This is a genomic window from Microbacterium hatanonis, assembly GCF_008017415.1.
Taxonomy (GTDB): Bacteria; Actinomycetota; Actinomycetes; order Actinomycetales; family Microbacteriaceae; genus Microbacterium; species Microbacterium hatanonis.
Map to the genome: position 1 here is coordinate 1,063,398 of NZ_VRSV01000002.1, position 14,133 is coordinate 1,077,530.

Genomic DNA, 14,133 nt, shown 5'->3' on the forward strand with positions numbered 1-14,133 from the left:
AGGATCGCACCGCCGTCGGACGATTCCGCGCCGATCGTCCGGCGCACGCGCCATCCTCCGACGGTCGTGAGCGGGTGGCCCCCGCTACCGTGGGGTGATGGGCACGATCGACCTGAACGCCGACCTCGGCGAGACGATCCGCGGGGTCGCCACGGCCGACGACGAGGCCATGTTCGCGCTCATCTCGAGCGCGAACGTCGCCTGCGGAGGCCACGCGGGCGACGAGGCGTCGATGCGGGCCTCGGTCGAACGGGCGGAGCGCTTCGGCGTCGCCGTCGGCGCCCACCCGTCCTACGTCGACCCCGAGAACTTCGGTCGCGTGCGCCGCGACCCCGGGGCCGTCGTCCTGCGCGCGCAGATCGCAGCCCAGCTCGCCGCGCTCCGCGCCGCGGGCGCCGACATCCGGTATGTGAAGCCCCACGGGGCGCTCTACCACGCGGTCGTGGACGACGCGCGACAGGCGGACGCGGTCGTCGACGCCGTCGCCGAGCTCGCGTCCGACCTCGGCCGTCCCGTGCCGCTCCTCGGCGTCGGCGGCGAGGCCGAGCGGGCCGCGGCCGCTGCGGGTCTGCCGTTCCGTCGGGAGGCCTTCCTCGATCGCGGATACCTCTCGACCGGCGCTCTCGTCCCGCGCGGCGAGCCGGGCGATCTTCTCGACGATCCCGAGGCCGTCGCCGCTCGCGCGCGGCGCCTCGTCGCGGACGGCGAGCTCGTCGCGGTCGACGGCACCCGACTGCGGCCGCACGCCGACTCCCTCTGCCTGCACGGCGACACCCCGGCCGCCGTCGCGATGGCGCGAGCGGTGCGCCGGGGTCTCGAGGCCGACGGCGTGAGCGTGAGGGCGCCGTGGTGAGGCGCCGGCGATGAGGGGCGATGCCGCCGCATCCGTCATCGTTCGTCCGATGGGGGACCGCGCGCTCCTGGCGGAGGTCGGTTCGCTCGACGCCGTGCTCGCCCTCCACGCGGCGCTCGACGCGAGCAGGCCCCCGGGGGTCGTCGACCTCGTGCCCGCCGCGCGCACGGTGCTGATCGCCCTCGACCCGGCCGTGCTGCCGCTGTCGCGAGCGCGCGGGTGGATCGCCGACGCGGCCGAGCACGCGGGTCCGGATGCTGCGGAGCCCGGCCCGCTCGTCGAGATCGAGGTGCGGTACGACGGGCCCGACCTCGCCGACACCGCCGAACTGCTCGGGCTCGCGCCGCGCGCGCTCGTCGAGCGTCATCTGGCGACCGCGTGGTCGGTCGCCTTCACCGGATTCGCGCCGGGATTCGCCTACCTTGTCGGCGAGGGCTGGCCGTTCGAGGTGCCGCGATTGAGCGCGCCCCGCACCCGCGTGCCGGCGGGAGCCGTCGGACTGGCCGGATCGTTCTGCGGCGCCTACCCCCGCGAGACCCCCGGCGGGTGGCGCCTGATCGGCACGACACGGGCGGCGCTGTTCGATGCCGGTGCCGACGATCCGGTGCTCCTCGCACCCCGCAGCCGCGTGCGCTTCGTCGAGGCGACGGCATGAGCCTGCGCGTGCTCGCGCCGGGCCTGTTCGCGACCGTTCAGGACCTGGGCCGAGAGGGGCGGGCGGCGCTCGGCATCGCGCGATCGGGAGCCCTCGACCGCGGCGCGCTCGGGCTCGCGAACCGTCTCGTCGGCAATCCCCAGGGCGCCGCCGCGATCGAGGTGGCCGTCGGCGGGTTCGGCGCCGTCGCCGAGTGCGACCTGTGGGTGGCGGTCGCCGGTGCGGGCGGCGAGGTGCGCCTGGGCGGCCGCGCCGTCGACTCGCACGCGGCGGTGCGCTGGCCCGCGGGCGAGGAGCTGCGGGTCGATTCCTTCGTCACCGGGGTCAGGGCCTACATCGCGGTGCGCGGCGGGATCGACGCGCCCCTCGTGGCGGGCTCGCGCTCGACCGACACGCTGGCCGGACTCGGCGGGGCGCCCCTGCGTGCGGGCGACGTGCTCACGGTCGGTCCCGAGCCGACCGACGCCGTCCCCTCGATCGACGTCGTGCCGTGGCGCGCGCACGCCGCGGGACCGATCGAGGTGCGCCTGGCCCCCGGTCCGCGCGCGGACTGGTTCGCCGCATCCGCCCTCGCTCTGCTCTTCGAGGGCACCTGGGCCGTCGGGGGCGCGGCCGACCGCGTCGGGCTGCGCCTGGACGGACCCGCTCTCGAGCGCGTGCGCGAGGGGGAGCTGCCGAGCGAGGGGATGGTGCCGGGAGCCCTCCAGGTGCCGCCGAGCGGCCGACCGACGATCCTGCTGGCCGACGGCCCGGTGACCGGCGGGTACCCCGTGATCGCGGTGGTGACGGATGCATCGCTCGACGCGCTCGGACAGGCGCGGCCGGGCGACGGCCTGCGCTTCTCGCACGCGCGCCTGATCGAATAGGCGCGACGGCGAGGGGGAATGCGGCGTGGCGGCTCGCGGTTATACCGCAGCGGATCACACTCGTCAAGATTCCGGCTGGACACGGCGCGGGATCCGACATATAGTTGGTCTTTGCGCTCCTCGTATCTCCCTGCCCTCATATGGTGGTCGGCTGTCTCTGCGCGTCCCCGCGATTCCGCGGTGTGCGACGCGCAGGGTTTCGGGGCCGAGGAGCACTCCACCTGACGACGAGGAATCATGAGCCCCCTGCCCGGGCTCTGCGGAGGATATCTTTTGGCTGCTGCGCGCAACGCATCCAACACCACCACCAACCAGAAGAACGGTCGCGGGACTTCCCGCCTCTCGTTCGCCAAGATCTCCGACACCCTGCAGGTCCCCGACCTCCTGGCGTTGCAGACCGAGTCCTTCGACTGGCTCGTCGGTAACGAGCAGTGGAAGGCGCGGGTCGCCGAGGCCCAGTCCGTCGGCCGCACGGATGTCTCCGAGATCAGCGGTCTGGAGGAGATCTTCGAGGAGATCTCCCCGATCGAAGACCTCAGCGAGACGATGCAGCTCTCGTTCACGAACCCCTACCTCGAGCCCGAGAAGTACTCCATCGAGGAGTGCAAGGAGCGCGGCAAGACGTACGCGGCCCCGCTCTACGTCGAGGCCGAGTTCATGAACCACCAGACCGGTGAGATCAAGACCCAGACGGTCTTCATGGGCGACTTCCCGCTCCAGACGGGCAAGGGCACGTTCATCATCAACGGCACCGAGCGTGTCGTCGTGTCGCAGCTCGTCCGCTCGCCGGGCGTCTACTTCGACAAGACCCCCGACAAGACGTCCGACAAGGACATCGTCTCCTCGCGCATCATCCCCAGCCGCGGTGCATGGCTCGAGTTCGAGATCGACAAGCGCGACCAGGTCGGCGTGCGCATCGACCGCAAGCGCAAGCAGTCCGTCACCGTCTTCCTGAAGGCCCTCGGCCTCACCAGCGAAGAGATCCTCGCCGAGTTCGCCGGCTTCGACTCCATCGAGGAGACGCTGTCGAAGGACACCATCCTCACGAAGGAAGACGCGCTCCGCGACATCTACCGCAAGCTCCGTCCGGGCGAGCAGGTCGCCGCCGAGGCCGCGCGTGCGCTGCTCGACAACTTCTACTTCAACCCGAAGCGCTACGACCTCGCCAAGGTGGGTCGCTACAAGATCAACCAGAAGCTCGGCCTCGCGGGCCCGCTCAGCGACTCGGTGCTGACCGTCGAAGACATCGTCGCGACGATCAAGTACCTCGTCCGCCTGCACCGCGGCGACACGACGTTCAACGGTCTCCGCGGCGGCCAGCCGGCCGAGATCCGTCTCGACACCGACGACATCGACAACTTCGGCAACCGTCGCATCCGCGCCGTCGGCGAGCTCATCCAGAACCAGGTCCGCACCGGTCTGTCGCGCATGGAGCGCGTCGTCCGCGAGCGCATGACCACGCAGGACATCGAGGCGATCACGCCGCAGACCCTGATCAACGTGCGCCCCGTCGTCGCCGCGATCAAGGAGTTCTTCGGAACGTCGCAGCTGTCGCAGTTCATGGACCAGAACAACCCGCTCGCGGGTCTGACCCACAAGCGTCGCCTCTCCGCGCTCGGCCCCGGCGGTCTGTCGCGTGAGCGCGCCGGCGTCGAGGTCCGTGACGTCCACCCGTCGCACTACGGCCGCATGTGCCCCATCGAGACCCCTGAAGGCCCGAACATCGGTCTGATCGGTTCGCTCGCCTCGTTCGCCCGCATCAACTCGTTCGGGTTCATCGAGACGCCGTACCGCAAGGTCACCGCGGGCAAGGTCTCGGAGCAGATCGACTACCTCACGGCGAGCGAAGAGAGCGACTACATCGTCGCCCAGGCCGGTGCCGAGCTGAAGGCCGACGGATCGTTCGTCCAGGACCGCGTGCTCGCACGTCGCGGCCAGGGTGGCGAGGTCGACCTCTTCCCGATCGACGAGATCGGCTACATGGACGTCTCGCCGCGCCAGATGGTCTCCGTCGCGACCTCGCTGATCCCCTTCCTCGAGCACGACGATGCCAACCGCGCCCTCATGGGTGCGAACATGCAGCGTCAGGCCGTGCCGCTGGTGCGCAGCGACTCGCCGTTCGTCGGAACCGGTATGGAGGGCTACGCCGCGATCGACGCCGGTGACGTCGTCACCGCGCAGAAGGCCGGCGTCGTGCAGGAGGTCTCGGCCGACGTCGTGACCATCCAGCTCGACGAGGGCGGCACGCAGGACTACTTCCTCCGGAAGTTCGACCGCTCCAACCAGGGCACGTCGTACAACCAGCGCGTCATCGTCTCGGCGGGCGACCGCATCGAGGTCGGCGAGGTCATCGCCGACGGGCCCGCCACCGAGAACGGTGAGCTCGCCCTCGGAAAGAACCTCCTCGTGGCGTTCATGACGTGGGAAGGCCACAACTTCGAAGACGCGATCATCCTCAGCCAGGAGCTGGTGAAGGACGACACGCTCTCCTCGATCCACATCGAGGAGTACGAGGTCGACGCCCGCGACACGAAGCTCGGCAAGGAGGAGATCACCCGTGATCTCCCCAACGTCAGCCCCGACCTGCTCAAGGACCTCGACGAGCGCGGCATCGTCCGCATCGGCGCCGAGGTCCGCCCGGGCGACATCCTCGTCGGCAAGGTCACGCCCAAGGGCGAGACCGAGCTGTCGGCCGAGGAGCGCCTGCTCCGCGCGATCTTCAACGAGAAGAGCCGCGAGGTGCGCGACACGTCGCTCAAGGTTCCCCACGGCGAGCAGGGTACGATCATCGCCGTCAAGGAGTTCAACGCCGAGGACGGCGACGACGAGCTCGGCTCGGGCGTCAACCGCCGCGTCGTGGTCTACATCGCCCAGAAGCGCAAGATCACCGAAGGCGACAAGCTCGCCGGCCGCCACGGCAACAAGGGCGTCATCGCGAAGATCCTCCCCGTCGAGGACATGCCCTTCCTCGCCGACGGAACGCCGGTCGACGTCATCCTGAACCCGCTCGGCATCCCCGGCCGCATGAACTTCGGCCAGGTGCTGGAGCTTCACCTCGGCTGGATCGCCAAGCAGGGCTGGAAGGTGGAGGGCACCCCCGAGTGGGCGGCCAACCTCCCGAAGGAAGCGTTCGAAGCCGCCCCGAACACGAAGGTCGCCACCCCGGTGTTCGACGGCGCGTTCGAGCAGGAGATCGCGGGTCTGCTCGACTCGACGACCCCCACGCGCGACGGCGACCGTCTGATCGACTCCTCGGGCAAGACGAAGCTGTTCGACGGCCGCTCCGGCGAACCGTTCCCGGCTCCCGTCTCGGTCGGCTACATGTACATCCTGAAGCTGCACCACCTGGTCGACGACAAGATCCACGCCCGTTCGACCGGTCCGTACTCGATGATCACCCAGCAGCCGCTCGGTGGTAAGGCGCAGTTCGGTGGACAGCGCTTCGGTGAGATGGAGGTGTGGGCCCTCGAGGCCTACGGCGCCGCATACGCGCTCCAGGAGCTCCTCACGATCAAGTCCGACGACATCCTCGGCCGCGTCAAGGTGTACGAGGCGATCGTCAAGGGCGAGAACATCCAGGAGCCCGGCATCCCCGAGTCCTTCAAGGTGCTCATGAAGGAGATGCAGTCGCTCTGCCTGAACGTCGAGGTCCTCTCGGCGGACGGCACGGCGGTCAACCTCCGCGACACCGACGACGACGCCTTCCGCGCCGCCGAAGAGCTCGGCATCAACATCTCGAGCCGTTTCGAGTCCTCATCCATCGACGAGATCTGATCCGGAACCGGATGCTGCGGCCCTCCGCCTGAGGGCGACCGGCCGCAGCATCCGACCCCGGACGTCGACCCAAAATTTCAGCGACTGAATTTCTACCAGGAGAATTCGTGCTCGAGTCAACAACTTTCGATCAGCTTCGCATCGGCCTCGCGACCGCCGACGACATCCGTCGTTGGTCCTTCGGCGAGGTCAAGAAGCCCGAGACCATCAACTACCGCACCCTGAAGCCCGAGAAGGACGGTCTGTTCGGCGAGCAGATCTTCGGCCCTTCCCGTGACTGGGAGTGCGCGTGCGGCAAGTACAAGCGCGTCCGCTTCAAGGGCATCGTCTGCGAGCGCTGCGGCGTCGAGGTCACCAAGTCCTCCGTCCGCCGCGAGCGCATGGGCCACATCGAGCTCGCCGCTCCCGTGACCCACATCTGGTACTTCAAGGGCGTCCCCTCGCGCTTGGGCTACCTGCTCGACATGGCGCCCAAGGACCTCGAGAAGGTCATCTACTTCGCCGCCTACATGGTCATCTCGGTCGACGCCGACGCGCGTCACCGCGACCTGGCCACGCAGGAGAACAACATCCGTCTCGAGCTGAAGACGCTCGGCGACCGCCGCGACTCCAAGATCGCGGCCCGCCTCGCCAAGCTCGAGGAGGAACTCGCCGCTCTCGAGGCGGAGGGTGCCAAGGCCGACGCCAAGAAGAAGGTCAAGGACGCCGCCGAGAAGGAGATGTCGCAGGTCCGCAAGGGCGCTGACGAGCAGATCGCCAAGCTCGAGCGCGTGTGGGAGGACTTCCGCACGCTCGAGGTCGGTGCCCTCAAGCCCGAGGACGACGTCTTCCACGAGCTGCAGGACCGCTTCGGACAGTACTTCGAAGCCCACATGGGTGCCGAGTCGATCCAGCGTCGCCTGGCCGCGTTCAACCTGCAGGAAGAGGCCGACAGCCTCCACCTGCAGATCTCCGAGGGCAAGGGTCAGCGCAAGATCCGCGCGATCAAGCGCCTGAAGGTCGTCAACTCGTTCCTCCAGACCGGCATGAGCCCGGCCTCGATGGTGCTCGACGTCGTCCCGGTGATCCCGCCGGAGCTGCGCCCCATGGTGCAGCTCGACGGTGGCCGCTTCGCGACCTCCGACCTCAACGACCTCTACCGTCGTGTGATCAACCGCAACAACCGTCTGCGGCGCCTGCTCGACCTCGGTGCTCCCGAGATCATCGTGAACAACGAGAAGCGGATGCTGCAGGAAGCCGTCGACGCGCTGTTCGACAACGGTCGTCGTGGTCGCCCCGTCACCGGTACCGGCAACCGTGCGCTGAAGTCCCTGAGCGACATGCTCAAGGGAAAGCAGGGTCGCTTCCGTCAGAACCTGCTCGGAAAGCGCGTCGACTACTCGGGTCGTTCGGTCATCATCGTCGGTCCGCAGCTCAAGCTCCACCAGTGCGGTCTGCCCAAGCAGATGGCTCTCGAGCTGTTCAAGCCGTTCGTGATCAAGCGCCTGATCGACCTCGGTCACTCGCAGAACATCAAGGCCGCCAAGCGCGCCGTCGAGCGCACGCGTCCCGAGGTGTGGGACGTGCTCGAGGAGATCATCCGCGAGCGCCCCGTGCTGCTGAACCGTGCGCCCACGCTGCACCGTCTCGGCATCCAGGCGTTCGAGCCGCAGCTCGTCGAGGGCAAGGCCATCCAGCTCCACCCGCTCGTCTGCGCGGCGTTCAACGCCGACTTCGACGGTGACCAGATGGCCGTCCACCTGCCGCTGTCGGTCGAGGCTCAGGCCGAGGCGCGCATCCTGATGCTCGCGTCGAACAACATCCTGAAGCCGTCCGACGGCCGCCCGGTCACCCTGCCTTCGCAGGACATGATCATCGGTCTGCACCACCTGACCACGGTCAAGAAGGGTGCGATCGGCGAGGGCCGTGCGTTCGGTTCGGTCGGCGAGGCAATCCTCGCCAAGGACGAGGGAACCCTCGACCTGCAGGCCAAGGTCCGCATCCGCATCCCCGGTCTGTCGTTCCTCGAGTCGGAGGGCGAGACCCCCGAGACGATCGAGGCGTACGAGCGCAACGGTCTCGTCGAGGCGTCGCTCGGGCAGGCGATCTTCAACGACACGCTCCCCAAGGGCTACCCGTTCGTCCGCGAGCAGGCCGACAAGGGCAAGCTGTCGCAGATCGTGAACAAGCTGGCCGAGGAGTACCCGAAGACCGAGGTCGCCGCCTCGCTCGACCGGATCAAGGACGCCGGCTTCTACTGGGCCACCCGCTCGGGTGTCACGGTGGCGCTCAGCGACATCCTCACCCCGCCGAACAAGGCCGAGATCGTCGGCGGCTACGAGAAGCAGGCCGCGAAGGTCCAGTCGCAGTACGAGAAGGGTCTCACCACCGACGCCGAGCGTCGTCAGGAGCTCATCAAGATCTGGACCGAGGCGACCGACGAGGTGCAGAAGGCGATGCGCGCCAACTTCCCCGAGGACAACACCATCAACCGCATGGTGTCGTCGGGTGCTCGTGGTAACTGGCTGCAGATCCGGAACATCGCCGGTATGCGAGGCCTCGTCAACAACCCCAAGGGTGAGATCATCCCGCGTCCGATCATCTCCTCGTACCGCGAGGGTCTGTCGGTGGCGGAGTACTTCATCGCGACGCACGGTGCCCGCAAGGGTCTGGCCGACACGGCCCTCCGTACGGCCGACTCGGGCTACCTGACGCGTCGTCTGGTCGACGTCTCGCAGGACGTCATCATCCGCGAAGAGGACTGCGGCACGTCGAAGGGCCTCGAACTGCCCATCGCCCTGGTGGGCGCTGACGGTTCGCTGACCCGCGACCCGAACGTCGAGAACTCGGTGTTCGCCCGCACCCTCGCCTCCGAGGTCGTCGACGCCCAGGGCACCGTCCTGGCCGACGCCGGCGACGACGTGGGCGACGTGCTCATCAACAAGCTGGTCGAGGCCGGTGTCGAGACCATCAAGGTGCGCTCGGTGCTGACCTGCGACTCCGCCGTCGGCGTCTGCGCGAACTGCTACGGCCGTTCGCTGGCCACCGGCAAGATCGTCGACATCGGCGAGGCCGTCGGCATCATCGCGGCCCAGTCGATCGGTGAGCCCGGAACCCAGCTGACGATGCGTACCTTCCACACCGGTGGTTCGGCGTCGGCGGAGGACATCACCCAGGGTCTTCCCCGTGTGCAGGAGCTCTTCGAGGCCCGCACCCCCAAGGGTGCGTCGCCGATCGCCGAGGCCGATGGTCGCATCACGATCGACGAGACCGAGAAGGCCAAGAAGGTCATCCTCACGCCCGACAACGGCGACGAGGCGGTCGTGTACCCCGTCCTGAAGCGCGCGACGCTCCTGGTCGAGGACGGCCAGCACGTCACGGTCGGTCAGCCGATCCTCGTCGGAACGCTCGACCCCAAGGAGGTCATGCGTGTCATGGGTGCCCGCGAGGTGCAGCGCTACCTCGTGAACGGCGTCCAGGGCGTGTACCGCTCGCAGGGTGTGCCGATCCACGACAAGCACATCGAGGTCATCGTCCGTCAGATGCTGCGGAAGGTCACCGTGGTCGACCACGGAGACACCACGCTGCTCCCGGGCGAGCTGGTCGACTTCAAGAAGTACCAGAACATCAACCGCGAGACCGTGGGCGAGGGCAAGCGCCCCGCGTCGGGTCGACCGGAGCTGATGGGTATCACGAAGGCGTCGCTCGCGACGGAGTCGTGGCTGTCGGCCGCATCGTTCCAGGAGACGACCCGCGTGCTCACGCAGGCCGCCATGGAGGGCAAGAGCGACCCGCTCGTCGGCCTCAAGGAGAACGTCATCATCGGAAAGCTCATCCCCGCCGGAACCGGACTTGCGAAGTACCGCAACGTCGCGGTCGAGGCGACGGAGGAGGCGAAGAGCGAGCGGTACCCCAACCGCATCTTCGCCTCGGACGGCGCCTACAGCGACGCCGACCTGAGCTACGTCGATTTCGACAGCTTCTCGACGGACGACTTCACGCCCGGTACCTACAACTGAGTGAGGCGAGAGTCGAGCGAGCTTGTTCGCTCGACCGAGCCGATCGAGGTTGCTGAGCGACATCGTCGCGAAGACAACTGAGTGAAGAGCGGATGCTGACAGCATCCGTGTGACGAAGGCCTCCGCCCCTCCCGGGTCGGGGGCCTTCGTGCTGCGCCGCCCGGCCCTTCTCCCTCGTTCGGGGCGTGCCGCAGCCGGGTGTTCGCCGCCGTGGTGCGTACCGTGGAGGCAAGGGGAGGTCGAGTGATGGCCAAGGTGGGTGGACGCAGCGCGTGGATCGCGTGGCCGGCGTTGCTGTTCTGCGCCGCCGTCGTGCTCGTTCTGCTGTGGCTCGCCGCCCCGGGGGTGCCGGGGGCGATCTCGTTCGTCGGCGACACGCTCCGCAGTGCCACCACGGCCACGGCCGCCAGCGCGCCGGACGAGGCCGACGAGGCCGCGACCGATTGCCGCACGCTCTATCCCGATCGGCTGTGGGCCGAGCTGACCTGGACGCCCGAGGTGCTCCTGTCGCAGAACGGCGCGGCGCCGGCGGCCACGACGACCCTCGCCCAGGCGCTCGCTCCGACGGTGCGGTTCACGTGCACGTGGACCACCGAAGACGGCCGCAGCGCGTCGACGACCCTCGCCGACGTCGCCGCGGGATCGGGCCCGATCGCGTCGGCGACGCTCGCGAGCGAAGGGTTCTCGTGCGCGGAGGACGGCGAGCGCCTGCATTGCGAGCGCACCGCCGGCGACGTGGTCGAGATGCACGACCTCCAGGGCACCGCGTGGCTCTCGACGGTGCTGACGAACTGGCAGCCCGAGGACTACGGCGCGCAGACCGCGGCTCGCGCCTTCCCGCGCTGATCGCGTGAAACCCCCGTTGCGGCTGAGACATCGCGCCTGGCGGCGCGTCTCAGCCGATCGCGGTGTCTCGGCCTCGAGGGGTCAGCCGAAGACGCGCTCGATGATGCTGCTGGTGTAGCCGCTGGGTGCCAGGTTCGAGTACGACGTGTCAATCAGCAGCCCCTCGCGATAGAAGAGCGTGCGGCCGTCGGTCGTGCCGTACGTCGGGTTCTGGAACGTCTTCTCGCACCGCGTGCCCTTGTCGGGCGTGAAGCAGGTGAATCCGTCGGAGGCGACGAGGCCGTTCAGCAGGTCGAGTGCCGGTCCCGACGACATCCGCGTGATCGTGGTGACCAGGCTCGTGGTGTCGGCCGCCGGGTCGCGCCAGATGCAGGTGAGCGTGTCGCCCCGCGCGCCGGAGGGACCGAACGACGGGTCGTTGAGCGGAACACCGGCGAGCTCCGCCAGCACCGAGGCGGAGAGGATGCTGCGGCAGTCGGTGGGCAGCGCGGAGGAGCCGGGGGAGCCCGACGGGGACGGCGAGCCCGCGGGGCTGGCGGATGCGCCCGGCGTCTCGCCGGCGGTGGGGGCGTTCGACGGCGTCGCCTGCCCGTCGCCCTCGGGGGCGCATCCCGCGAGCACGACGATCCCCGCCACCGCGACGGCGAGGGCGATGGCGCGGACGCGGAGACGGGTCATGGGCACACCCTACCGGGGCCTCTCGCGACCCCGACATCGACACACGACGGCACGCCTGACCGCCGTGCGACCGCCGCGGGGTTAACCTCGCAACGCGGGACCGTGCCCCCGCGGGAGGAATGCGGCGATGAGTGATTCCAGGTCGTCCTACGGCGAACCGGTCGACGAGCCGAAGGATGTCGTCGACCACGACGTCGTCAGCCGCGCCCACGAGGGGCTTGCAGAAGCCGAGGCCGCGCGCCGCGAGGCGGAGGCGGCCGACACCCCCGCACACGAGCCCGAGAGCGCCGCGGGCGACCGGACCGCTGCCGAGCAGCGCGTCGAGCCGGTGTCGCAGGAGCGCGCGGAGCCCGTGTCGCAGGAGCGCGTGGAGCCCGACGGCGTCCCCTGGTACGAGCGCGACGACGTGCCCCTCGACGACGAGCCCGCGGTGACCGCGAGCGAACCCGCCGCCGAGCGCGAGTCGTCGTACGCCCCGGCCGCCTGGACCACCGGCGCGCCGCAGGCAACCGAGCCGGCGTACACCGCGCCCGAGCCGACCTACACCGCACCCGAGCCCGCCTACGCGCCCGAGCCGTCCTACGCGGCCGGCGCTGCCGGCGCTGCCGCAGCGACGGCGCCCGCGGCCCAACCGATCTTCGTGCAGGCCCCCGAGGCGCCCCGCGCACGGGGCAACCGGGGTGCCGCCGGCGCCATCGGTCTGCTGGCTGCTCTCGTCTTCGCCGTGCTCTTCCTCGCCGCGTGGCTCGGTCTCGAGCTGCTGTACGACGGCGGGATCACGCTCGCCGAGGTGCCGCAGGCCGCCCTCGCCGCGCTCACCACCTGGACGCTGTGGGTGCCGGTCGTGGCGTTCTACATCGGCTTCTGGCTGCTCGGCGCTTTCATCAACCGCGGGCGCTGGGGTCACTGGGTCGTCTGGGGCATCCTCGTCGGCCTGGTCGCCTACGCCGGCAACCTGCTCGGCGAGCTCTTCCAGGCTCCGTTCTGGATGCTGACGGCGCGTGAAGGCGCCGCTCTGGTCGAAGAGCAGCTGCTGGCGCCTCTGTCCATCGTCGCCTTCGTGCTCGGCCGCGAGCTCACCATCTGGTTCGGCGCGTGGGTCGCCGCTCGCGGGCGTCGTGCCACCGAGCTCAACGACGAGGCGCAGCGCGAGTACGAGCGCACCCTCGAAGCGGGCCCGCAGCTGCGCCAGGGCTGACCGGATGCGGCGATGACGGGCGCGTCCACAACGGAGGGCGGCCCGGTCCGCCGTTCGATCGCGGTCGCCTTCGCCGCCGTCGGGTTCGCCGCCCTCGCGATCTGCGGGCTCGGAGTGACGAGCCTCGTCCTCGATGCCGACGTGATCACGACGCCCGGCGGCGGGCAGATCCCCGGCATCGTAGGCATGATCGTCGCCGTCTCGGTGTTCGCCGCGGCTCTCGCGGTCGCGCTGCGGCCGCCGCATCCGTCGTTCTGGAGTGCGCCGATCGTCGCGCTGGCGGTCTTCCTCCTCTACGGAGGGGGAGTCGCGGTCGGGGCGGGGATCGCGGGTGTCGACCCGGCGGCGGCGGTGGCGGCCGCGGGCCGCACGCTCGTCAGCTGGTTCGGCGTCATCGTCGCGGCCGCCGCCGTCGTCGCGGCGTGGGCCGGCATCGCCCTCGTCCGCACCCGCGCCCGGCGCCCCCGGTGGGGCTGGGAGGGCGACGAAGACGAGTGACGCGCCGCGCCGCGGATGGCCGGTGCCTGGGAAGTCCGGGCGTGTCGCACTACCGTGGGACCGTGGAGCGGTCGCTCGAAACCCAGGTCAGCCAGGCCGTCGATACCTGGCTGCGGTGGCTGCCGCGCTGGGAACCCGCCACGCACCGCGGACGCGTCGCCCCCTGCCGGCGCTGCTTCGGCTCGCCGGTGCTGTCGGCCGCGGGGCTCGGGTCCGACGTTCCGCACGGCGTGCAGCACGGGCTGTCGACCCGGGTGAAGACGATCGTCGATCACGCCGTCGCCGAGTACACGGCGCGAAACCTCCCGATGCTCCAGGCCGAGCTCGACCAGCAGGCCGAGCGCAATCGCATCCGCAGCTATCGTCCGGCGGAAGGACTCGAGCCGGAGTTCGAAGGGCTCCCGCTCGACCCCGACCCCGATCCCGGGTCGCCCTTCCTCTTCACCCTCTCCGGGCTCGCAGCGGAGGAGGAGGCGGCCATCCCGGCGCTCCCTCCGCTCAGCGACGAGGCCAAGGCGGCGCTCCGGCAGGAGGTCGGCCTCGCCGACGACTACGCCAACATGATCGGCCGCGAGGTGTGCGCGATCCTGCTGCATCACCGGTTGCGCATCCAGGCGGCCGTCGCGCAGTACGTCGAGCCCCAGATCGCCGCGATGCTCGAGGAGCTCACCCGCACGCTCGACGCCCCGTTCGAGGCGCCGGCCGATCCCGGGGAGCCGGGCCTGCCGAACCTCTGACCGGATCGGCCGGTCCCCGGGCGGGCGATG

The 14,133-nt window shown here is 69.9% G+C and carries 10 protein-coding genes; 9 read left to right on the top strand and 1 reads right to left on the bottom strand.

Annotated elements, in window-relative coordinates; translation table 11 throughout:
* The first annotated feature begins 97 nt into the window (after positions 1-97).
* From pxpA to FVP77_RS15080, 6 genes are all read left to right on the top strand, one after another.
* A complete protein-coding gene (gene pxpA, locus FVP77_RS15055; RefSeq protein WP_147895369.1) occupies positions 98-853 on the top strand; it encodes a 5-oxoprolinase subunit PxpA in 756 nt (251 codons plus the stop codon).
* Positions 854-863: 10 nt separating this feature from the next.
* Positions 864-1,508 carry a 5-oxoprolinase subunit B family protein gene (locus FVP77_RS17085; RefSeq protein WP_147895370.1) on the top strand — a complete coding sequence of 215 codons (645 nt, stop codon included), beginning with the start codon at positions 864-866 and terminating at the stop codon, positions 1,506-1,508.
* Positions 1,505-2,374 (top strand): 5-oxoprolinase subunit C family protein, encoded by an 870-nt coding sequence (locus FVP77_RS17090; RefSeq protein ID WP_147895371.1) that lies wholly within the window; start codon positions 1,505-1,507, stop codon positions 2,372-2,374. Before FVP77_RS17085 ends, FVP77_RS17090 begins: the two co-directional genes overlap by 4 nt.
* 273 nt (positions 2,375-2,647) lie before the next feature.
* A complete protein-coding gene (gene rpoB, locus FVP77_RS15070) occupies positions 2,648-6,148 on the top strand; it encodes a DNA-directed RNA polymerase subunit beta (protein WP_147895708.1) in 3,501 nt (1,166 codons plus the stop codon).
* Between the two features lie 107 nt (positions 6,149-6,255).
* Positions 6,256-10,146: a DNA-directed RNA polymerase subunit beta' gene (gene rpoC / locus FVP77_RS15075; protein ID WP_147895372.1), complete on the top strand. Its 3,891-nt coding sequence runs from the start codon at positions 6,256-6,258 to the stop codon at positions 10,144-10,146.
* Between the two features lie 243 nt (positions 10,147-10,389).
* Positions 10,390-10,992 (top strand): hypothetical protein, encoded by a 603-nt coding sequence (locus tag FVP77_RS15080; protein ID WP_187266962.1) that lies wholly within the window; start codon positions 10,390-10,392, stop codon positions 10,990-10,992.
* Between the two features lie 81 nt (positions 10,993-11,073).
* Here FVP77_RS15080 and FVP77_RS15085 read toward each other — a convergent pair whose 3' ends face one another.
* Positions 11,074-11,670 carry a hypothetical protein gene (locus FVP77_RS15085; protein ID WP_147895374.1) on the bottom strand — a complete coding sequence of 199 codons (597 nt, stop codon included), beginning with the start codon at positions 11,668-11,670 and terminating at the stop codon, positions 11,074-11,076.
* 127 nt (positions 11,671-11,797) lie between these two features.
* Between FVP77_RS15085 and FVP77_RS15090 the strand changes: the two genes are divergently transcribed.
* From FVP77_RS15090 to FVP77_RS15100, 3 genes are all read left to right on the top strand, one after another.
* Positions 11,798-12,868, top strand: coding sequence for a ribonuclease E domain-containing protein (locus tag FVP77_RS15090; protein ID WP_147895375.1), 1,071 nt, complete (start codon positions 11,798-11,800; stop codon positions 12,866-12,868).
* Between the two features lie 12 nt (positions 12,869-12,880).
* A complete protein-coding gene (locus FVP77_RS15095) occupies positions 12,881-13,366 on the top strand; it encodes a hypothetical protein (RefSeq protein ID WP_147895376.1) in 486 nt (161 codons plus the stop codon).
* A 62-nt stretch (positions 13,367-13,428) separates the two neighbouring features.
* A complete protein-coding gene (locus tag FVP77_RS15100) occupies positions 13,429-14,103 on the top strand; it encodes a spermidine/putrescine ABC transporter substrate-binding protein (protein WP_147895377.1) in 675 nt (224 codons plus the stop codon).
* Positions 14,104-14,133: the final 30 nt, after the last annotated feature.

Bases quoted from the DNA above. Each gene is read 5' to 3' on its own strand.
- pxpA (WP_147895369.1), top strand. From the start codon at position 98: ATGGGCACGATCGACCTGAACGCCGACCTCGGCGAGACGATCCGCGGG.
- FVP77_RS17085 (WP_147895370.1), top strand. From the start codon at position 864: ATGAGGGGCGATGCCGCCGCATCCGTCATCGTTCGTCCGATGGGGGAC.
- FVP77_RS17090 (WP_147895371.1), top strand. From the start codon at position 1,505: ATGAGCCTGCGCGTGCTCGCGCCGGGCCTGTTCGCGACCGTTCAGGAC.
- FVP77_RS15085 (WP_147895374.1), bottom strand. From the start codon at position 11,670: ATGACCCGTCTCCGCGTCCGCGCCATCGCCCTCGCCGTCGCGGTGGCG.
- FVP77_RS15090 (WP_147895375.1), top strand. From the start codon at position 11,798: ATGAGTGATTCCAGGTCGTCCTACGGCGAACCGGTCGACGAGCCGAAG.
- FVP77_RS15095 (WP_147895376.1), top strand. From the start codon at position 12,881: ATGACGGGCGCGTCCACAACGGAGGGCGGCCCGGTCCGCCGTTCGATC.